The sequence below is a fragment of the Lachnoclostridium phytofermentans ISDg genome (assembly GCF_000018685.1).
GTDB lineage: Bacteria > Bacillota > Clostridia > Lachnospirales > Lachnospiraceae > Lachnoclostridium > Lachnoclostridium phytofermentans.
Map to the genome: position 1 here is coordinate 4,561,966 of NC_010001.1, position 22,083 is coordinate 4,584,048.

21 protein-coding genes and 2 tRNA genes are annotated in these 22,083 nt (G+C 34.8%); 6 read left to right on the forward strand and 17 right to left on the reverse strand.

Annotation, left to right across the window (positions count from 1 at the left end; all coding sequences use genetic code 11):
* Positions 1-12: 12 nt before the first annotated feature.
* The 9 genes from CPHY_RS19205 to CPHY_RS19245 all read right to left on the reverse strand — a co-directional run bounded on the left by CPHY_RS19205 (position 13) and on the right by CPHY_RS19245 (position 6,827).
* Entirely contained in the window at positions 13-963 is a 951-nt protein-coding gene (locus tag CPHY_RS19205) for an AAA family ATPase (protein ID WP_012201704.1), read from the reverse strand.
* A 315-nt stretch (positions 964-1,278) separates the two neighbouring features.
* A complete protein-coding gene (locus CPHY_RS19210; protein WP_012201705.1) occupies positions 1,279-2,133 on the reverse strand; it encodes a pyridoxamine kinase in 855 nt (284 codons plus the stop codon).
* A gap of 326 nt (positions 2,134-2,459) precedes the next feature.
* A complete protein-coding gene (locus CPHY_RS19215) occupies positions 2,460-3,086 on the reverse strand; it encodes a hypothetical protein (RefSeq protein WP_012201706.1) in 627 nt (208 codons plus the stop codon).
* Positions 3,087-3,131: 45 nt separating this feature from the next.
* A complete protein-coding gene (locus CPHY_RS19220; RefSeq protein WP_012201707.1) occupies positions 3,132-3,617 on the reverse strand; it encodes a hypothetical protein in 486 nt (161 codons plus the stop codon).
* Positions 3,604-3,897, reverse strand: coding sequence for a MerR family transcriptional regulator (locus CPHY_RS19225; protein WP_012201708.1), 294 nt, complete (start codon positions 3,895-3,897; stop codon positions 3,604-3,606). Before CPHY_RS19225 ends, CPHY_RS19220 begins: the two co-directional genes overlap by 14 nt.
* A 155-nt stretch (positions 3,898-4,052) precedes the next feature.
* Positions 4,053-4,137 (reverse strand) — tRNA-Leu (locus tag CPHY_RS19230).
* Between the two features lie 169 nt (positions 4,138-4,306).
* The gene (locus tag CPHY_RS19235; protein ID WP_012201709.1) at positions 4,307-5,764 is read right to left on the reverse strand and encodes a bacterial Ig-like domain-containing protein; all 1,458 of its coding nucleotides are present in this window, start codon (positions 5,762-5,764) and stop codon (positions 4,307-4,309) included.
* A gap of 370 nt (positions 5,765-6,134) precedes the next feature.
* Entirely contained in the window at positions 6,135-6,584 is a 450-nt protein-coding gene (locus CPHY_RS19240) for a putative ABC transporter permease (protein ID WP_242657960.1), read from the reverse strand.
* 159 nt (positions 6,585-6,743) lie between these two features.
* Positions 6,744-6,827, reverse strand: a tRNA-Leu gene (locus CPHY_RS19245).
* Positions 6,828-7,214: 387 nt separating this feature from the next.
* On the opposite strand from CPHY_RS19245, the gene CPHY_RS19250 reads away from it, so the two are divergent.
* Entirely contained in the window at positions 7,215-8,546 is a 1,332-nt protein-coding gene (locus CPHY_RS19250) for a helix-turn-helix domain-containing protein (protein ID WP_012201711.1), read from the forward strand.
* Positions 8,547-8,783: 237 nt separating this feature from the next.
* Positions 8,784-9,128 (forward strand): DUF6514 family protein, encoded by a 345-nt coding sequence (locus tag CPHY_RS19255; RefSeq protein ID WP_012201712.1) that lies wholly within the window; start codon positions 8,784-8,786, stop codon positions 9,126-9,128.
* 283 nt (positions 9,129-9,411) lie between these two features.
* Here CPHY_RS19255 and dtd read toward each other — a convergent pair whose 3' ends face one another.
* On the reverse strand, positions 9,412-9,861 hold the full coding sequence (gene dtd / locus CPHY_RS19260) for a D-aminoacyl-tRNA deacylase (protein WP_012201713.1): 450 nt from the start codon (positions 9,859-9,861) through the stop codon (positions 9,412-9,414).
* A 136-nt stretch (positions 9,862-9,997) separates the two neighbouring features.
* Positions 9,998-11,170, reverse strand: coding sequence for a phosphopentomutase (locus CPHY_RS19265; protein WP_012201714.1), 1,173 nt, complete (start codon positions 11,168-11,170; stop codon positions 9,998-10,000).
* 173 nt (positions 11,171-11,343) lie between these two features.
* Between CPHY_RS19265 and CPHY_RS19270 the strand changes: the two genes are divergently transcribed.
* Complete coding sequence (locus CPHY_RS19270; protein ID WP_012201715.1) at positions 11,344-12,015, forward strand: phosphatase PAP2 family protein; 672 nt, start codon at positions 11,344-11,346, stop codon at positions 12,013-12,015.
* A gap of 76 nt (positions 12,016-12,091) precedes the next feature.
* Here the strand turns inward: CPHY_RS19270 and CPHY_RS19275 are convergent, their stop codons facing one another.
* Genes CPHY_RS19275 through CPHY_RS19285 form a run of 3 tightly spaced genes read right to left on the reverse strand, consistent with a single transcriptional unit; the run spans position 12,092 to position 16,941 of the window.
* Entirely contained in the window at positions 12,092-13,108 is a 1,017-nt protein-coding gene (locus CPHY_RS19275; RefSeq protein WP_012201716.1) for a glycosyltransferase family 2 protein, read from the reverse strand.
* A 17-nt stretch (positions 13,109-13,125) separates the two neighbouring features.
* Entirely contained in the window at positions 13,126-15,699 is a 2,574-nt protein-coding gene (locus tag CPHY_RS19280; protein ID WP_012201717.1) for a hypothetical protein, read from the reverse strand.
* Positions 15,700-15,705: 6 nt separating this feature from the next.
* Positions 15,706-16,941 carry a class I SAM-dependent methyltransferase gene (locus CPHY_RS19285; RefSeq protein ID WP_012201718.1) on the reverse strand — a complete coding sequence of 412 codons (1,236 nt, stop codon included), beginning with the start codon at positions 16,939-16,941 and terminating at the stop codon, positions 15,706-15,708.
* Positions 16,942-17,195: 254 nt separating this feature from the next.
* On the opposite strand from CPHY_RS19285, the gene CPHY_RS19290 reads away from it, so the two are divergent.
* Complete coding sequence (locus CPHY_RS19290) at positions 17,196-17,789, forward strand: hypothetical protein (RefSeq protein ID WP_012201719.1); 594 nt, start codon at positions 17,196-17,198, stop codon at positions 17,787-17,789.
* A gap of 211 nt (positions 17,790-18,000) precedes the next feature.
* On the opposite strand, the gene CPHY_RS19295 is transcribed toward CPHY_RS19290, so the two are convergent.
* Positions 18,001-18,759, reverse strand: coding sequence for a sensor histidine kinase (locus CPHY_RS19295; protein WP_041703793.1), 759 nt, complete (start codon positions 18,757-18,759; stop codon positions 18,001-18,003).
* A gap of 193 nt (positions 18,760-18,952) precedes the next feature.
* Between CPHY_RS19295 and CPHY_RS19300 the strand changes: the two genes are divergently transcribed.
* Positions 18,953-19,369 carry an HIT family protein gene (locus tag CPHY_RS19300; protein WP_012201721.1) on the forward strand — a complete coding sequence of 139 codons (417 nt, stop codon included), beginning with the start codon at positions 18,953-18,955 and terminating at the stop codon, positions 19,367-19,369.
* Between the two features lie 254 nt (positions 19,370-19,623).
* On the opposite strand, the gene CPHY_RS19305 is transcribed toward CPHY_RS19300, so the two are convergent.
* Both CPHY_RS19305 and CPHY_RS19310 read right to left on the reverse strand, forming a co-directional pair.
* Positions 19,624-20,691, reverse strand: a complete 1,068-nt coding sequence (locus CPHY_RS19305) for an undecaprenyldiphospho-muramoylpentapeptide beta-N-acetylglucosaminyltransferase (RefSeq protein ID WP_012201722.1) — start codon at positions 20,689-20,691, stop codon at positions 19,624-19,626.
* 121 nt (positions 20,692-20,812) lie between these two features.
* Positions 20,813-21,061, reverse strand: a complete 249-nt coding sequence (locus tag CPHY_RS19310; protein WP_012201723.1) for a TIGR03905 family TSCPD domain-containing protein — start codon at positions 21,059-21,061, stop codon at positions 20,813-20,815.
* Between the two features lie 272 nt (positions 21,062-21,333).
* Between CPHY_RS19310 and CPHY_RS19315 the strand changes: the two genes are divergently transcribed.
* Complete coding sequence (locus CPHY_RS19315) at positions 21,334-22,026, forward strand: 5'-methylthioadenosine/adenosylhomocysteine nucleosidase (RefSeq protein WP_041703794.1); 693 nt, start codon at positions 21,334-21,336, stop codon at positions 22,024-22,026.
* Positions 22,027-22,083 lie beyond the last annotated feature (57 nt).

The window sequence follows — 22,083 nt, forward strand, 5'->3', positions numbered from 1 at the left end:
GCTTGTCCTCCATTAACGCTTCACAACTAACTTAGGAGCAGACACTGTATCTAATATCTGTTCAATTACCGCCTCCATAGTTACATTACTAACCCTAGCTTTTGGTTTCAATAACATTCGATGCATTGTCACATCACGGAATATAGCTATTACATCATCAGGAATTACATAGGTTCTTCCGCTTAAGAAGGCATATGCCTTTGACATAGATGTTAACGCTAAGGTACCTCTCGGACTGACCCCAAGAGCAATCAAATCATGTTCTCGTGTCTTAAGAACCAGTTTCGCTATATATTCATATACCGCATCGTGAACAAAAATTTGTTCCACAACACGTTGTATCGATACTAATTCTCCTGCATCTATTACACCATCCACCAAATGAAGCGGATCATTGGTATTCCTACCCTTTAGAATTTCAACTTCACTTCGGATATCTGGATATCCCATTGACAAGCGAACCATAAATCGATCCATTTGCGACTCTGGTAACATTTGTGTACCAACAGACCCAATTGGATTTTGAGTAGCTATTACAACAAAAGGTTTTGGAAGCTCTCTTGTAATACTGTCTACAGTAACACTGCCTTCTTCCATAACTTCCAATAAAGCAGACTGAGTCTTTGAGGATGTTCTATTAATTTCGTCCGCCAAAAAGAGGTTACAAAAAACACTACCTTCTTTAAAATGTGGTTCTAAATTATTTTTTTCATAAATATGAAATCCAAGAACATCCGAAGGAAGAACATCTGGTGTGAATTGCATACGATGATAGTTTAAATCCATAGCTTTTGAAAATGCCAATGCAAGCGTTGTTTTCCCAACACCAGGGATATCCTCAATTAATATGTGTCCTTTTGCTAAAATAGCAGTTAATACTTTTCGAATAATTTCATCTTTCCCGATAACTACTTTGCGTATTTCATCTATTATTTGCTGTGATTTATTCACATATTGTTCCATATGAACCCTCCATTCTGTGGCAATCCTGCGAATTTGGGCGAGTGTCCAAATTCGTTTGTGAAAAATCTTTATTTTTCACATTACCCTCCTAAAATTACATTTCCTATGTTTTACAAACATATAAAACAAATTTACCATATTATCCCCGTTTTATCAAACAAATCTTTCTGAACTTCTCTTTGTAATGTTTCTCAAAATAAAATGAAAAAATACATTGTATAGATTATATATGACACATCTAGCCTAATTAATGATAAGAGCCCTTAAAGAATAGATTGGTGTTTTACCAATCTATTCTTTAAGAGCTCTTATGAATTATAAATCTTTTAGACACAATTCAAAACATACACCATTTCTTGAAGGAATGTCATACTCTTGTGTTACCGTAAGCGCCTTTGATAAAAACTCTACTGATTTTTTTACTGCTTCTTTAAAGGTAGCTCCGCAAACCATACTCCCTGCTAAAACAGACATAAATACATCACCAGTTCCACTACGCTCTTTTCCAATACGAGGCGTCATGATTAACTCAGTATTTTTACCATCGGAAACCATATTACCAATCTGATCACCGTAGTCTAGTCCAGTAATTACGATATACTTCGGTCCTAACTCATGTAATTTCTGAAGCATCAAACTTAACTCTTCCTGTGTTGGGGTTTCTTTTGGATATGGTAGTTCTAGTAATCTGCAACATTCGGTTAGGTTTGGTGTGGCTACGTCTGCATAAGATAAAAGCCTCTGATACCCTACACAAACCTCTTCGGTGGATACTGAATATAATTTCCCATGATCCCCCATAATAGGGTCAACAAAAATAAAGGTCTGCTTATCAGCATTTCTTAAGCTTTTAAAGAAATTTTCAGTTGCTTGTAATTGATCGATATTGTTATGGAAGCCACTACTTGCACCATCAAAATTAATATCTAACGTATGAAAATGATTGAATGCTTCATCCTGAAATGAAGCCATATCCCTAGACACCACCCCTTCAAATGCACCATTGGTAGATAGCACGACGGTTGGTATCGGGCTACATTCAATTCCCATAGCTGATATAATTGGTATAGAAACAGCAAGTGCACATCGGCCATAACACGCCAAGTCATTGATAACTGCTATTCGTTTTTGTCTTTTTTTCATATTTTCTTGTCCTAAGTTTTCTGTCATAGATATTTCCTCACGCTCTTACTATTTCCATTCGCTAACAAATTTTAAGTCTTATTCGCTCTAAAGCCCACCCATTGAGGAAGTGCCACCCACGGATTAAGCTTCCAGTCTGCAATCTTATTATTACCATTGTGTGCTGATAAATTATCTATCATTATACTATCAAACCCACCATCCATCAACAATATCTACACCTATGACCCTACAATAAAAGTATGGAATCTTTTATTTAAATTGCTGTTAGTACTTAGAAATCTAAGTCTAGGACTCCACCTTGAATCGGTCAATTGTTGACACCACCTCGTCCATACAAACTGCAAACCTTCTCAGCTTGTTCGCAATTTTTTTACGCCTCTCCTTAGTGGCAAGACAGCATACATAACCCGTATGCATCCCCCAGTCGTCAAAGTTTTCTGGTATAATTTGCTCAAAAAATCCCAATCTATGCTTTTTGCCCATGCACAAAATGCCTTCGCACCAAAACAGTATTTATAGAGTAAGGTTTTCCCATAATCCGAATAGCCAACAAGTACACCCCAGCTAGGACGGTTGTGCGGATTGTTGCCATAATCATTTAGAATCACAGGCAAACCCTTGTCAATATACGCCATTAGCATCTGTACATACATTTCTCGATTGCTCAAAATTTGTTTCAAAGGAACAAAAGTGCTAGCATAACCACACCTTTCAAAAATCGTTTCAATAAATTGATGGTTATCTTTTTCACTGAGACAGTAATCGACTGTGCCATTCCCTCTGAAATGATTTTTGGAGAAAACCTGCGTAAAATTCTCGCCTGTCAGACCTGCAAAAAAGCTGTAGTCAAACTCATTTTGCCCTAAGCATTCCATCAAATAAGCCGCACAGCCGTTGAGCCAATAATTTTGACCATATTCAGGGTGGACGATTTGCCTTAAATTAGGAAGAACATTATTGCTTTGCTTTACATTCATACTTAATACCCCTTGCTTAATATTTGTTTTTGGTGTAGTTTTAAGCTACGAAATTTTAATAGAGCGAAACAGCTTTTTCCCCTGCCCGTTTGTGCCGATGATTATCGGCTGAGGTGTTTGTAAATGTAAATCCATATCCATGTAAGGAAAGTTTATACCACAAAAGCGAACCTCGCCATTTAGAATCACCGCAAAATGCTTTTCGCCAACCATCCATGTCAGCTTGTTATATTGGTCGTGGGGAATCTCTCCGATATGGGGATACAATAATTCATTACCTAACACAGGTTGCTCAAAGGTGATAGCATGTTTTTTCAGTGCTTTTTCAGCATAGTTTTCAGCATTCATCGTGTAGGTGCAGCTTCCGTGAGAAAACCATAAACTGCCCTTGGTAGTTCCCCAAAGGAATTCCTCGCTTTTCTTTTCTGATAAAAATTCAATATCAATGCGAAAAGGCAACCTAACAGCTACGTTCGTATCAAGCTTTCTTTCAGAAATCCAGGCAATAAACTCTGCCTCACCGTTTTCCAAAACCTGATAATGCGATTTCCTCTATGCGTCTGACAAAGCTCTGTACTAGAATTTCCATGTCCTGACTTTCATAAATTCTCAGAATATCCTTGATTGGAATCTGCATCTTCCGCAGCACGATAATCTGCTTTAATCGGCTGATGTTTTCACTGTCATAAAAGCGGTATTTTTCAAAAGATGGACGCTCGCATTGCAGCAAACCTACCTGCTCATAATATCTCCGTGTCCTTGAGGATATACCAAACTTTTCGGTTACTTCGGTGATTTTCATTAAATCCATAACCCATGTCCTCCATTTTTTTCTTAATTATATCACTTTACCTAACGTCAAAGTCAATGTTTTGGAGATGTATGCGTGCCAAAAATCATAAAAAAAAGGAACCAAACCCGAAAGTTCGACTCCTTTTTCCCATGCGAGTTTTCCTCGCTATATACTGCAGTCGACGGGACTTGAACCCGTACCCAGTCAACCCGGACTAGATCCTTAGTCTAGCGCGTATGCCAATTCCGCCACGACTGCAAAGTATTTTCTTTATGAAATACTGCCCGTCTTTTGCAACGGGCAGATATTAATATACCATGATTTTTTTTAAATTGCAAGTACTTTTTTTAAATATTTTATTAAACTAAGAATGTATTATCTTCCATTCTATCACAATTATTAAATGCTCTTTCTTAAGTATCTTAACCTATTTTTTCGAATAGGAAAGGATATAAGTACCTGGGCTATAGATAGTACACTGTAAAGTTTTTGTACCAGTAATATCAGTACTCATTTTACCGATGATAGACTTTTTGTTTGGTGTATAATAAATCTCACAATCTTTGATATTAAACCCATCTGGAATTGTTACACGCATAATTAGCGGAAATTCATCAATCACACTATCAGCTAAATCATCATCCTTGATACCTATTTCAAAAGCAATGAATTCACTCTTGCTTACCATTCTTGATAGGAGTCTGGATACAGAACTTGCTGGTAAACTCTCTCCCGTAAATAGAGAAGCATTCACGTTTTTTGGTAAGTTCACTTCAACTTTACCTTTGTATTTTCCATTTACTATATTAAAGTTGAGGGCATTCGAAAAGGTGATGTTTTGTATTGCCACACCTTGAACAATAAATTCAGAGGACGCTCCACCTGCCTCAGCAATCACGATATGGTACCCTGCATAAGTTATTGTTGGAGACGATAATCTGAAATCGGTAATCTGCTGTTTCGTGCCATCACTATAAGTCGCTATAACTTCAACATCACTTTTACGAACGGAATATCCAACACCAACCGGATCCCCCATATAGGTTGCCTTTATGCTGACAATATCCTTTTGTGCTCCCGTTACTTGAAAAGGGGCAGATAATCCATGATAAGATGCCACGACAAGCTGTACACCAATCTTTGTTATTGTTTCAGGGCTTAAGGTGTAATTATTGATAGTTTCGCTGGACCCATCTTTATAAACTGCTGTTATCTCTAACTTTCTTGGATCAATATTACTTCCAATCATTACAGATTCCCCTGTATAGGTTGCATAGAGAGTTAAAAGTTCTTTCGGTGATGTACCATAAACAGAAATATTGTAGGTTAATCCCCTATAATTTAAAGTTATTGTATTATTTCCAGTAGAAGTAATTACTTTATTTACTATGTTAAAATCCTCAACAGTCTCGCTTGACCCATCGCTATAAAAAGCCGTTGCTATGATTTTTCTTAGGTCTACAGAGTTTCCAACACTTACGGTTGATCCTGAATAGTAAGCGTGAAAGCTCAATAACGTCTTACCTGTAATATAGAACTTAGTGACTTGGCCTTTGTAAATAACGATACACTCGTTAGATCCAACCTGTGTAACTTTTGTGGTAGCTAAAGTATAGCCTTTCACCTCACTAGAAGTACCGTCCTCATAATATGCTGTTACCTTTAATTTTTCCGGATCAATGTTATCACCAACCAATACAGAGTTTCCCGTATAATATGCAACAAGACTACTCACTTTAGGTTCAGTTACTGTATCTGCATATGCTGTTTCTACACTATGTAAATTAAGAGTTCCGCCAACGTTAGTTATTCCTAATAAAAATGCTGTACTAAAACATGCAATTCTTCTAATAACCTTACTCTTTCCTAAACTTTTCCCAAACATTCTGCTACTCCTTTCTCCTCGTGTTTCTTTACTTTACTATAATGAAAGATTATCAAGTGTTCATAGTAACTATTCATTATCTCATTTCTAATTATTAATTTCTTGATACCTCTTACTTTGATGCTCAATCTTCGATAAAGCTAACTTTGATGTATCAATTTCTCGATAAATCAAACTTTGATGCATTTGACTTAATGCATCAAATCTCTATAATCTTCCTAAGTTATTATCGTCATGCCTTTGTGTCTACTTTAGCACTTTTCTTCGATTTGTCAAATATGATGATATTTACCATATCATATTTATAGCACGAACTATATTAATGTGAGTGAAAATTATAAACTTAGAAGATTTCCACATAGCACCTCTACTAAATAAACTTATATCTTGGTTTCTCCTCTTGAAATAGCCAATACCTAAGGTAATCATCAAGTATTATAGCCAATATTGCTAACAGGCACCATATGATTGAAAATGGTAAACAAATCTGCCCAAGTAAGTTGATTTTATGGTTAGTATAATCCCAGACATCCCACTTTAAAATAATATTAAGTATTACCCCAGAAGTGAATTCTAACGCTGTTATAATGCCTCCTCCGATAAGAGACTGTTTCCATAGCGGTGTCTCCCAATTAAGTATCTCATTAATTAAACCGCAACAAATAAATGCTAGTCCACCGACTATAGCCATGCTCCAATGGGTATCCCCTCGATATAGTAATTCAATAAAAATATAGATCAGGCCTCCAATTAAAAAAAGAAGTACATGTTTAAAAATAATTTTTAAAATATTTAACTGCTTCTCACTCAACCTCTGCACTGATAGCCTCCTGAACTGAAATACGTATTTTATTACTTTGGATTACTTACCCATATTATAAATAATAAGGCTTGATTACGTCAATCGAAACAAAAAATATACAAATAAACAGCCGAGAAACCTAGTAAAAACAATAGTTTCTCGGCTGTTTTCAATTACTGCAGTTGATGGGACTTGAACCCACACTCAGTTGCCTGAACATGAACCTGAATCATGCGCGTATGCCAATTCCGCCACAACTGCATATCACACTTAATACGACTTTGTAATTATAGCACTACAGCTAAAAAATTTCAACTATGAAACTATAGTTAAGTAAGCTATTCTTGCAAAGAATTTGGGTCATTATCTAAGAGCCTAAAAGTTATTTAATATTCCTATTTTATTTTTCATTACAAAAAAGTCATATATTTTCTACTATATAACTTTAAACTATCTATCACAATTAGTAAAATACACACTATAATCTCTCTTTTACAAACATTAAATTCTTTAAAAGCTTATTTCGACAAAATAGAACAAAATTTTTCCACTCATTTGTTACCATATTGTGACTTTATCTGTTATTTATTTGTAATTTTTTCATATTCATGTTATAATACCAATAGCATTTCGGCGAGGAGGTCTATGATGCGATTCGAATATGTACATAATCAAGATATAGCTACGTTCAGCTTATTATGGAAAGATGATGAATTAATGCTAGCATATTCTGATGAACGTTTTTATAAGTTTCTTAATATTCCCTTTTCTCTTGATCCTCCTATACCATTAAAAGATTTCATCGAGGGACAAGATTATGAGACGTTTAAGGGAGCCATTCGGAAACTAGGTTCTGACTATAATACATTTCGATGCTTTCATAAGGTAAGGATAAAAGATAAATTCTTACCGTATGTTATATCGGTAGTATCAGTACCATATCTTGGAGATAATTACTACTTTTGTTTTGCTACATTAATACATCTACCAATGACACTAAAAAATTTAGATTCATCTCATAATCTAAATTATGCTTTATACAATTCTACGAATGATCTCTTATTTACAGTACAACTACTTGATCCTAAGGAACTGCAGATAACTACATACAATGCACCATTTCTAGACTATCTTAAAATTTCAAAAATACATGAAGAGAAAAAAAAATTAAGCGAAATTGTATCACCTTATGTCTTTCATTTCTTTCTGAACAATGTAACACATGCACTTGGATTTGGTAAGAGTTATCGTGCTACACTTCACTACACATGTTCGCAACAAGATTTTATAAAATACAGCGTACCAAGTAGTGGGGCTTATCACCTCGAAGTCACTTTCGTTCCATTGCATCAGCATAATTATCAACGGGTGCTTTGTTGCGCTAGGGACATAACTGCTGAGGTTGAAGCGAAAAAGGTAGCTGCAGATTTGTTGGAAGAGTATAGTACGCTTTTTCACGCAACTACAAACGCAGCTGCTGTATTAAGGGTCGAATCAAAAGGAGCCGCTTCGATTGAGCGTATTAACCCCGTAATGACTGAATTCCTACAAAAATACTCTGTATTTAGTGTATCTGCTTTGTTAGAAAGCAAACATTGGGTTAAACTTTTTGAGAAACGCACTACTTTAGAAGCTCCAGTAACTTTTCCTCTTGGCAGAATAAACTTTTACTTTAAATTAATTTTAATACCTATTTTACGTCAAGAACACATACAGAAAGTGATTGTTATTATTGTAGATAATACTGAACAGGTTCGATTAAATTCCGGAAGTAACGTGTCATTAACACCAAGAGAGAAGCAAATCATCATCATGGCAGCAGAAGGTGAGAAAAATAGTTATATTGCTTCGAAGCTTGGAATCACCGTTGGAACTGTAAAACGGACTCTTTCTAATGCATATAACAAACTAAATATTAATTCACGTGTAGAGTTGCTTCACTATTACTATAATGAGCAACTAGGGGGCCCACATGTATGAATATTAAGTTTGTCATATGATATTTTCAACATTATTCGACATATCAACCAAAGTTGTATATCAAGCTGTCGAAATAGAAAATATAATAAATCTAATGGGCAAATGTTAGAAATTTACAACACGTGTGTAACAAGCAAGAAGTCTATTATCTAGCTTGCTTGACACAGTAACTTAAAAAGTTACTGAAATAAAAATAGCGATGATACCATCGTTTGCGTAAGGAGAGAGAAGAAACATATGTCGAACACAAACAAAACAACAAACCCCGCAACTGTTGACAATGAATTCGTAAATCCAGAGCAATGGTCTGTATCCGAGGACAGCTATACAATCAGGTATAAGCTGCTCTACTCGGTAAATCCATATTTTGAGGAGTATGAGCTATGGGAGTATGGAATTCGTTGTGAGCTCTACAATCAGAATCTCGAGCTATTAAATGATTCCGTAGTAAGAAACATCAGCAAAGATAAATCTTACGTTAATAGCATCCTGGATCTCTTAATCAAACATAAGGTTTTCCCTGTGCATCTTATTGATGTTATCTCTGATAAGCTGATAGAAGATACTTGCTACGCTAGTTAAACATACATAATAATTTTTTAAAAATTTAAAGTAGACTTTATGGTGCCCATAGAAAATTATATAGACTTTTATAGTATCATAGAAGATTGGAAGTATTTAAATGGTATCCTTAGAAAATCAAGTAGACTTTATGGTATCTATAAAAAATTGAAGCAGACCTTTATGAATCTAATAAAGCAGACTTTATGGTATCTAAAAAATTTTATTCTACTCTTACATTATGTAAAAAACTCTCTATAGAATATAAATCATCATTATTCTATGGAGAGTTTATGTTGCTTACTTATTTTTTTATCGATTCATCAAGTACGATAGTGAAAGGTCCGTCATTCACTAAGGACACCTTCATATCCGCACCAAAACTACCAGTTTCAACTGTAGTCCCACTTTCCTTACACTTCATAACAAAATAGTCATATAATTCTTCTGCTTCTTTTGGAGCAGCGGCATTAATAAAACTCGGTCTATTTCCTTTACTAGCATCTGCATATAAGGTAAATTGAGATATCACAAGGAGTTCTCCTGATACATCCTCTAATGATAGATTTGTCTTACCCTGTTCATCTTCAAAGATTCTTAATTTTAGTAATTTATTAATATAAAAGTCTGCTGTCTCTTTTGTATCCTCTTTCCCAATACCTAAGAGAATCACATATCCTTTCGAAATCTTTCCAATGACCTTTTCATCAACTGCCACATTTGCTTCTTTTACCCTTTGTATCACTAACTTCATAGCTTTCTCCAGTCCTTCGCATGTTATATAAGTTAAACTAAGCTTTCTATACTATTTCAGGTGTAAAAATGCCATATATAGAAGCATTTTTTACACCTGAATCAGCAGAAAGCTAAAATTCAATAGATAGAATTATTTATTTTTTCATACATTCCTCTAGGAATGATTCTCCTTGAATTCTACTTGGAACATTAAAGTACTCTAGAATGGCAGATCCAATATCAGCAAAAGTTTTTCTTGTTCCTAAATTAGTATTTCCTTTAATCTGGTTTCCATAAACAATTAGAGGTGTGTACTCTCTGGAATGATCTGTAGATGGAGTGGAAGGATCACAACCATGGTCAGCAGTAATCATTAAGATATCCTCTTCCTGCATGGATTCTAAAAATCTTGGAAGTTGCTCATCAAAATAAGATAACGCCTTTGCGTAGCCATCCACATCATTACGATGACCATATACCATATCAAAATCAACTAAGTTTACAAAGCATAAACCTTCGAATTCCTTCTTTTGATATTTTAATGTCTCTTCGATACCTTCTGCATTATTCTTTGTATAAACCATCTCTGTAACACCACTACCTGCGAAGATATCATTTATTTTACCAACAGCAAGCACAGAATAACCTGCTTCTTTTAATTGATTTAGCATAGTATCTCTTGGTGGCTGTAAAGAATAGTCATGACGTTTTGCAGTTCTTCTGTAGTCTGGATACTCCCCTTCAAATGGTCTTGCAATAACACGACCTACTCCTGTTGGACCCTTGCAAATTTCTCTTGCGATTTCGCAATAGCGATATAATTCTTCAATTGGAACTACACCTTCATGAGCTGCAATTTGGAATACACTGTCTGCAGAGGTATATACAATTAAAGCTCCTGTTTCCACATGCTCTTTTCCATAATCTTTAATTACTTCAGTACCTGAGTATGGCTTGTTACAAATAACTTTTCTACCTGTTCTCTTTTCAAACTCATCCAAAAGTTCCTTAGGGAACCCTTCTGGAAATGTAGGAAGAGGTTTTTCAGAAATAATTCCTGAAATCTCCCAATGTCCGATGGTTGTATCCTTACCCTTTGATGCTTCGTTCATTCTAGCATAAGTAGCCTGAGGTACCACTTTGCTATTTGCCATATCAGTTAACCCGTCCATATGAAAAAGTCCTAGCTTTTCTAAATTAGGGGTTGAAAAAAATTCACTTTTAGCGGCTGCTTTTAAGGTATTGCTACCTTCATCTTTATAATTCGCTGCATCTGGCATTTCGCCAATACCTACACTGTCTAAGACAATTAAAAATACTCGTTTCATAGATTCTCCTTTTTCTATTTTTATAATTTGTTGACAAAATTAAGAATTTTTTTATAATACTATACAATACAATATTAAAAAATCTATTGTTACAATACTAGAAATATGTTATAATCACAACGATTTGCAAAAAAGTAATCTGGTTAGCCCCGTTCAAGAAAGGTCGTGTTCACTTGAATACATTCATAAAAAAATATAAACACGCATGGGTATTACTTTATTTCTTTATCTATGCTCCATGGTTTGTTTATCTAGAAAAAACAATTACTACAAACTATCATTCCGTTCATATTAAACTAGATGATTACATTCCATTTAATGAATTATTCGTTATTCCTTATTATCTCTGGTTTGTCCTCATCGCATTAGTTGTTGGTTACTTATTTTTTAAAGACAAAAAAGAATATTATCGATCTACTGCTTTTTTATTTATTGGTATGACAGTATGCTTATTTATATATACCATTTGGCCAAACGGGCAGGACCTACGTCCGGACTTAGCTACCCTTGGTCGTGACAATATCTTAATCGATATTGTTCGTAACCTCTACCGAACCGATACTAATACAAATGTTTGCCCAAGTATACATGCTTTCAACTCGATTGGAATTTGCATTGCAGTATTCCATACCAATTCCCTTAAGGATAAACGCTATATCACAATTCCTACCGTTATTCTTGCAATATTAATTTGCATGTCTACCGTATTTTTAAAACAACACTCAGTATTTGATGTTATCTCCGCAAGTTTATTATCGATTGTCATGTATCTTGTGGTATACGTACCAGATTATGCAAAAGTTTTTGAAAAGAAAAAAGAAAGCGTAAAATCAACAATTTCATAAAAGTAAACAAACACTATATACGATAGTAACAGAGGTGTTGTTAAGATATTAAAAGTACCTTAGCAACACCATTTTTTTATCCAAACTTAAAAATTTTCTTAGAAATAGAATAACCCATTTTAACGATACTATGCCCTGCTTTCGATTTAAACTTCATGGTTGTACCTAAAACTCCGGCACTAACCTTCTTACTAAGTTCACTATCCTTATCCTCTAGATATTTCCACAAATCATCTCTTTTTTGAAGGCTTTCTTCTGACCCTTCTTTAATTAGGTATACGGACGATACTGTCATGATGATGCCTAAATACTTAATCATATACCTTTGAAGCTTTTCACTCTCGATCGACATTACATCTGCGGAATCAATCATTATCTTATTTACTCTAAGCTGTTGATCGATACGTTTTATCATATTAGCTTCGGTAATCGATTGATCATCTCTTCCTATAAAATATCGGTAAAGATCAACATTCATATAATACATGGTTTTTACATAACGAAGTGGTTGATAAACAAATATATTATCTACATAGAAAGTATGTTTCGGTAACTCTAATTTACACTCTCTAAGAAGTTCAGTTCGATAGATTACCGAATGCATTAACATGAATTTTCCTTGCTGAAATTGCCCAACTTCATCCCAAGTAAACACTTTATGCTGAGGAAGCGCCGACGTATAGTTTATAACCTTTTGTTTATTTTCATGAACCTTTTCGTAAACATAATTTGCAATAAACATGTCCACATATTGGCCCTCAGTCACCATTTCTTTTAAAACCTTCAATACATTTAATAATGCTTCCTCATCGAGCCAATCATCACTATCAACAACTTTATAATACATTCCAGTCGCATTTTTTAAACCGGTGTTTACAGCAGATCCGTGCCCTCCATTTTCTTGATTTACTGCTTTCACAATTGTAGGATAACGCTTTTCGTATTCACTTGCAATCTCAGCAGTCTCATCTTTGGAGCCATCATTTACAATAATGATCTCGACATCCTCTCCACCAACTAAAATAGACTCTATCGCCTTTCTCATATATGCTGCTGAATTATAGCACGGTATCGCCGCTGTTAAAAGTTTCATTACAATCCTCCTCCATTTTACTCAACATAAGTAATAAATACACTGTTCGCACTTTCAAAAGTTTCTTCCGCCTGTTTATAAGTCCATCGTTTCTCTCCCCTTGTGGATGGGTCTAATACAGTGACAGAAGTATTATCATATCCTGTTATTACTACTGCTTCCTCCAAATTTTTAAAAGCAATGACTGGTCTTTGCTTTCCTACAAAATAAAGAGCTTCATCCAAAGTAATGCCACGTAGTTCTACTGGTGTTGCTTTCATCTGCGCCTTTAGAAACGCTATGGCTGTCTGCTCATTTTTATTATAATTTGCAGTATTAACATCAACATTTTTATATTGAAGCAACATTTTCATACATGCCTGTAGACTTGTAAGGCCGCTTTCTTTTGTAATTTGAGATACATTCGTAATCTGTGTCTTACTTGGCTTTGCTCCTCTTTGCCAGATTACCTGCCCAAGATGGTTCATAACAATTCCCACCTGTTCATTTGCAACTTGTATGGCTTTTCCTGCATCACTGGTAAATTCAATGATTTTACCATAAGAGTACGCAATATAGTAAGAACGATAATCTTCTGGACGACTGACACGAACTGTTGTATCCTCGGTAATAATGGTATTTACTGTTTTCTTTGTCTCTGGTAACTTTTCCATAACATCACTACTTCCAAGAGATAGATAATATTCCTTTAACATACTGTCTGTTACACGTTTTGTAACTGTTATAGTATTATTTGTGGTAGTTAGTTGATTTAAGATGTAGTCTGGCTCGCTAGAACGATATCCAACTCCTACCGAATTATCTTTTTCCACTCTTGTTAGTTCCACCACATTATCATGTGCAGATGCATCAATAACATAGTAGCCCTCCTTCGTATACTGCTTCTTCACATTTCCCAAGCTATCTACGATTAAGACTTCATACATTGGCTCTAAAACCGTACCATCTTCATGTACTGTAATATCTGAATTATTAATTTTTCCATAGATGATATTATTATCGATTAATCCTAATAACTTTAGTTTTTGGCCATTTTCGACTGCTATTGCATTTGTTGCACCACTTTCAAGATCTAGGATATGAATCTTATTTACTTCAGAATTCTTATCCTCCATGGAATACTTCTCTTCCAGGGAATTCTTTTCTTCCTTATATACAATAAATTTATTTGTGAAAGAAAAATATAAATTCTTTTTTGGTACATTGCTAGCAATCGTTTTTAATGTTTTTGTAGTCAAGTTATAAGAATAAATTGTATCAAAAATATGAAGGTAAAATACATCAAAATCATTTCGATAACAAAGACTACCTATCTCTTCTTTTAAGATGTTGTAAGTAGTATTAATCGGAATATATATCTGTTCTTCGATTCGCCCTAATGTCTTATCGTAGGAATATAAGATAAGGCTGACTCTTCCTTCATATTCTCCTCGGTTCATATAACCATATACTAAAAAATCTATATTCCCAGCGTCATCCATCCTTAGAATCTTGATATCATGCTGGTCAAATGTATCTCGTACAAAATCTGTCTGGTTCTGATAAAAAGAAAATACTTTTACCATGGTATTTTCCGCCAGACTATAAGACCATAGTTCACGTCCGCGAACAAAAGCAATAGTAGACTTATCCTTGTTCGATACCACCTCGACTTCAGGATGATTGGTAATACCTAATTTAAACTCACTCTTTGCAAGACTTGTTCGGTCTACGTCAAAAATAGCTTCCATCTCCCTATCGTAATTGTATAAATACGTACGATTTGAAGTGTATTGAAAACGATAATTTTCTTCCACTGTAAAATATTCTAGCCCACTACCCGTCTTCACACTCACGATAAATTTAAGCATAACAGAAGCGGTATCTTTCGCTATCTCTGTAATGGTTGGAACTTGCATATGAACCAACTTTGGATTTAAGTCACCATAAGTAACCATATCCAAACTACTGTTGATATTCACCTTTGCAAAGCTATTCTCCTCTATTCCACGTTTTGTTTCCAAATACTTGCCTATATTATCAGCATTATCTTTGTCAAAGGTCGCATTATGAAACTCTGATACAAACGAAAGCTTTTCCTTTAAATAAAAATTATCCAAAACCTTGATTCTCGTGTAATAGTAAATACGCTTTGACTGATCTGTAATTAATGTTATCCGAAGAACATATTCCGTGTCTTTATTTAATGTTTCTTTAAACTTGATACGGGCAACTTTATAATCCTGCTCTTTATCAAATACCAAACAAGAGCCTTCTTCTAAAGTATTTCCATCCTCCACAGCAATCACTTCATATTTCAACTTCTTTACTAAACTTTCTTTTTCAGTAATCAAGACAGCGAGATCTTGTGAAGATGAAATCGGTGTGATCGACTCTCGAACGGTTAATACATCAAGACCAGAACAATAACCATGTAATAAATTTATCTCTTGTCCCTCCGTAAATAAAGTAACATACGGAAGTGTTGCATTTTCCATTTCCATTGTTTTGGTTTCCAAACGAAAAATCTGCTCCTCCATATTCATCCCAAAATAAGTAAGAGATCCTAGAAAAATCGCAAGCAAAATTAGAATACGATAGATTAATTTCATTTTCGATTATTTCCCCTCTATATCTTCTGTCCACTCTTTTGTGGAAGAAATTAATTGATATAATGTTAAGTTACAATTTAAATATTCAAAAGTACTCTTTAATTGATTTAAGCTCCTTTGTATTTCTTTCGCAGGTGGCTGGTTACCTTTCCTCACTGCTCGAATTAAAATGTTTTTAGGGGTATGTTCCATATCGATAAATTCTAATATTTGTACCCTGTATCCAAGGGCTTCCATTAGATTAGCACGAAGCGAATCCGTCATTAACGCTGCCATACGTTCTTTGATAAGCCCATATTTTAGCACTGGCTGTAAATCGTCACAGGATATTTGCTTATTTAATTCATGCTGACAACATGGTACCGAGAGCACTACTTTTGCTCCCCATAATGCTGCTTTATAAAGTGCAAAATCAGTAGCAGTATCACAAGCATGTAACGTAACAACCATAGTCACCTGATTGGTACCTTGATAGGATTTTATATCACCCTTCCTAAACTCAAGTTCCTGATAACCATAACGTTCTTTTAATTCATTACATGTTTTAATGACATCTTCTTTTAAGTCTAGCCCTGTTATCTTAATACGATACCCTTTTATTTCTTTTAGATAATAATACATAGCGAAGGTAAGATAGGATTTCCCACACCCAAAGTCTATCACCTTAATTTCTTCCTCTTTAGGAAGGTTTGGAAGAACATCTTCAATAAATTCTAAATAGCGATTTATCTGACGAAATTTATCATACTTGCTTTTTATTACGTTACCATCAATGCTCATGATTCCTAAGTCCACCATGAACGGAATAGCAACACCCTCTTTTAATAGGTATTGTTTCTTACGGTTATGATCGATAAGCTGGGGGTTACCCTCTCCCAGTAATCCATCACTAGACTTCCAAAGTGGATCCTTAGACATACGCTGTTTCACTTTTACCGTAACTGTACCTTTTTTACTGATTAGTATATTAACCTGCTTTAGTAAAGTTTTTATCTCCACTTGTCGAAAAAGTCCAGAAAACCAATCTGGCAGCTTTTCTAAAAGTTCCTCTCTCCCATAATTATAATGTAAAACTTTAGTGCCACAAAAACTACTTGCTTGAAAATAAAGCTCTTTTTTCAAAAGTACAGGACGAATTTTTATTTTACTAATACTTTCTGTATCAGAAGAATTACTTATTATAATCTGTTCTAAATCTTTTGTTAATACACTTTCAAATGCCTCATATATATTTTGATCCATCTTAGGATACCATCCAATCTAATTCGTCTATAACCTCGTCTATAACTGCTCTTTGTCTTGCTTTCGAGACAAAGCGTATTACCAAGTTACTTTTTCTTATCTTATTGTACCCTTTTTTTGTGTAAACTGCAATAAGCCCTGAGGACAAACAGGTTAAGAACATCTTAAGATTTGATTAAAAAGCAAGAAAACTTCAGTATCGGTCTTTCATCTGTCGCATATATTAGTTGTGAGTATATAAATATGAGGTTTTTATGTCTCCATTTGATGATCGAATTGACCATACTTCCGTTGATTATAATCCTCCTTACTATACAAGCTATTCAAAAAACGGAAACAATTATATCATGCGTCAAAATAATACACCTCCACCTATCAGAATTCCTTTTTACTCTATTCCACAACCATATAGAGTTCCATGTAATCCAGCAGTTGAAGTTGCTGAAACAACATTAGAGCAAGCTGAAACTTGTGAGGATTTATTGGACCAACAACAAAAGGATTTAGAGATGTTTATATCTTTCTATTCCTTTCCTATCAAACGTCTTAGACTCGAAATTCTAAGTGAAATCAATCGTCTGGATCAGGATGGCAGTTTCATCTATGATAAAATTCCTGACCGTACAACGATCTTAAAAATGGTTGATGTTATATGCCAAAGAATCCTACCATTAACGGAAAACGAATCAATAAATGAAAAAGAATCTACAGAAGATATCATGGTCTTCCCAGAGAAACTCCCAAGTACAATCTCTGGTGCTTGGTTAAAACATGTCATTGAGATACTGGTTTGTCAAGATTTAATAGAACGTAGAAGAAATTTTATGTCCAATAATACGAAAAGATAGTAATAGAAATGGGATAGTAGTATTGTCATATAGGCACATGATTTAAAATGGTAAAAAAGAGGCTTCCGTATAACAGAAGCCTCTTTTTTACTCTCTTACTTACCCGAATCCATCTCTAGAAAATGAACTCGCAGCGCTGATAAGTAAGAGATTGTGTGACTGGGCGTCACGAAATTTCTATAATAAGTGTGTACTTATAGCTATGTAATCGTTAAGCAGTAATCGGAAGGTAGAATTCTATATAGGACTCTTCATCGTCACGATTTGCAATGACATCTCCACCATGACGTAGTAGGGTAATTTTCATAAATGAAAATCCAACTCCTGTATTATCTTCTTCAGTACTATAATACGGTTCAAAAATATTTTGGATGTCTTCCGCACGAATAAACTCACCACTATCACTTACTTTCACATGAATACATTTACCTTTTTTGTTTTTTTCTGTATTAATCGTTAACGATACCTTGACTTGATTGCCAGGCTTAAAATCATGTAAAGCTTCCTGTAATAATTTTTTCATCACCTGTCTCATTCGTAACTCATCAAAACAGCATTCGCTCGCATAACGTTCGGTCTTGTTGTCATAGCTAACCGATAACAAGACACCTTGTTTTTCATATTCCTTATTTACCTCATGAACGACAGACTTAATTAATTCCAGTAAATTTCCTTTCTTTAATTCTTCCTCCATACAATCGTATAAACGCTCGAATTCTGTTAGACGATCACAAACTACCATCATATCCTGCTTTACATACTGCATATAATTGCTATCTGAGGTTTCAGGAAAGTCATCCTCCAATAGCTGCATCGAACTTCGTATACAAGCAAGCCAGTTACGAAGCTCATGAATTGTTCTTGTCGCAATAAATCGATGCTCATCACGAAATCGACGAAAAACATACTCTGCCGTCGAGTTGTCTTTTGTCACCTCGCTTAAAAGCTCATAATCCTTCATTGTTAACATGTTAATGCCCCCTTTCAACAAATATTTTAGCAAATATTGTAATATTAAACAACAACAACACGTTGACATGCAACGACAAAATATAACAACATCACATACGACATTTTCAGCCATTTAGGGGATATTCTCCCTTGCTAAATATGAAAAATGTATTATAATAAATGAAACAATTTAAACTTAATGGAGGGTTTTTATGAGTGATAATTCCTGCATCTTTTGTAAACTAGCTTCCGGAGAATTTCAATCCGCAACTGTATATGAGGACGACCTTTTCCGTGCGATTTTAGATATTTCTCCAGCATCAAAAGGTCATACACTACTACTACCAAAAAAGCACGCTGCAAATTTATTCGAACTTGAAGAACCTGAGGTTTCAAGGGCACTTTCCGTTGCAAAAAAACTAGCTATTGCAATCCAAAAAACACTAAATTGTGATGGAATCAACATTCTTCAAAACAATGGAACTGCAGCTGGTCAGTCTGTATTTCATTTTCATATTCACCTTATTCCTCGCTATGAAAATGATGGCGTTACAATCCCTTGGGAAGCACTATCTTATTCCAATGGTGAAGCTGCCCAATTAGCAAATAAAATTCATCAAAACTTATAAATATAGTTATCCACTCCTATCTTCTGTCGAATAATGTCTATGAAAAAAAGCGATAAGAATGAGGAAAATTCTATTAAAAATATTATTTTAGTAGTTGTCGAATCTAGAAATAGAAAAAGCAGAAATCAAACAATGTATTTTTAAACAAAATATACATCATTTGATTTCTGCTTTTTAAATTTTAACTTCTAATAATTTTAACTTGTTACTCGCTCAAGCACCCGACCTATAGCAGGCTTGTAACCTACTTTTATCTATTTTAAGCGGACTTCTTCGATTAATCCTATAATTTTATCCACAGCATCATTTTGATTACTATTCTTCATAGCCTCAATATAACTTTTCTGATTATCAAAAACATGATTTACAGCTTGTAATAAAGTTTCATTCGATAAAACTTCTTCTTTAATTACATAACTGTACCCTTGGTGCTCAAAAGACTCTGCATTAAGTATTTGATCTCCTCGGCTCGCTGCCGCGGAGAGTGGAATTAAGATATTAGGTTTTCGAAGTGCTAACAATTCACAAATGGCATTTGCACCAGCTCTTGAAATCACAATATCAGCTGCAGCAAATAAGTGATTCAGCTCAGCTCCAATGTACTCGTACTGAACATATCCTTTATGCTTATTAAACGAAGGATCCACTTTTCCCTTTCCACATAAATGAATCACCTGAAAACGCTTTAGTAAGGTAGGTAGTAAATTACGTACAGCCTCATTCACCTTAAGCGCTCCAGTACTTCCACCGACGATTAGCAGAACAGGAATATTTGCGGTAAAGCCGCAGAAATCTAGCCCTTTAATCTTGTTTCCTGAAAATAACTCCTTCCTAATAGGAGTACCAGTTAATACGGCTTTTTCCTTCGGAAGATAGTTTAAGGTTTCCGGAAAGTTTGCACATACTTTCGCAGCAGATGGAATACATAATCGGTTGGCAAGTCCCGGTGTCATATCCGACTCATGTATTATGGCTGGTATCTTTCTTTTTTTAGCAGCAAGTACTACCGGTACTGCGACAAAACCACCCTTTGAAAATACAACATTCGGATCTAAATTCTTTAGTAACTTTTTCGCTTCACGATAACCCTTTAATACCTTGAATGGATCAGAAAAATTCTTAATATCTAGGTATCTTCGTAATTTACCGGAAGAAATTCCATGATAAGGGATACCAAGTTTTTCAATCAACTCTCTTTCAATGCCTTCATAAGAACCGATATAATGTATCTCATATCCCTGCTCTTTTAAACCTGCTATTAAAGCGATATTTGGTGTTACGTGACCGGCTGTTCCACCACCGGTTAAAACAATTCGTTTCATAGATTGCCTCCCATGTTAACCATGCCTTTCCATAGCCTGCAAACTTTGGCCCACAAGCACAGTATTTACAAAGTGAATCATTTCGAAATTCACCTTGCGAAAAAACTTTTCACATTAACTCCTAGCTTAACTGCTTAAGAGCCTCTGCTAACTGATCCGGACAAGAGGTTGATTTGTATCCACATTGTAAACCTTGTAACTTCTCAATAACCTCATCGACCGGCATTCCTTTTACAAGTTTAGAAATTCCTTGCAGATTTCCATTACAACCACCGGTAAACTTTACATCAGTAACTATCTTCTTTCCGTCTTTTTCTTCTACTTCAAAATTAATTTCACTGGCACAAACTCCATTAGTTTTAAATTTCATCTTATCCTCGATTCCGACGCTTCCACGCCTTTTGGTACGTTATCTTAACACTCATTGCATAATTTTATATCAGTTTGCTTTAATTTGCAATTAAAAATCTTGATAAATTCACTATTGACTGTAGAACTAGGAAATAATCTGTTATAATAATACCATAAAAGATAATAATTTGAGATAATACGCTAGAGGAATTATTCTTTTAGTAAAAGATTTATGCCGCGAAAATTTTAGCATTATTTATGCGCAAAGGGCACAAAAGAATGGAGGACATTATGATTGGAATTATTGGTGCAATGGATGAGGAAGTAACTCAGTTAAAAAATAAAATGCAACAAGTAACAATTACTAAAAAAGCTGGAATGGACTTTTATAGCGGAAACTTCGGGGATAGAGCCGTTGTCATCGTTCGCTCAGGAATTGGTAAGGTGAATGCTTCGATTTGTACTCAAGTTCTTGTGGATGAATTTCACGCTTCTGCTATAATCAATACAGGTATTGCTGGTTCTTTAAATAATGACATCAATATCGGTGACATCGTTCTATCAACAGACGCGCTTCAACATGACGTTGATGCTGTGGCTTTTGGATATAAACTTGGTGTAATCCCTCGAATGGAGACATCAATATTCAAAGCAGATGAAAAACTATTAACGAAAGCAGAGAGATTATGTAAAAAAGTTAATCCAGACATCTCTGTATTTAAAGGTCGTATTGTAACAGGTGATCAATTTATTGCAAATAAAGACCAAAAAGATAGACTAGTTACTAATTTTTCCGGATTTTGTACTGAGATGGAAGGTGCTGCAATCGCTCAAGCCGCATACTTAAACCAGATACCATTCTTAATTATCCGTGCTATCTCAGATAAGGCAGATAACAGTGCAACCGTTGATTATCCAACCTTTGAAGCTAAGGCAATTGAGCATACTGTAAATCTAGTAACCGCTTTAATTCCAGAGATTTAAGCCTCTTACTTTAAGATTTTTATAGCAAATGAAAATTTTTTCACCTTATGTGTATAA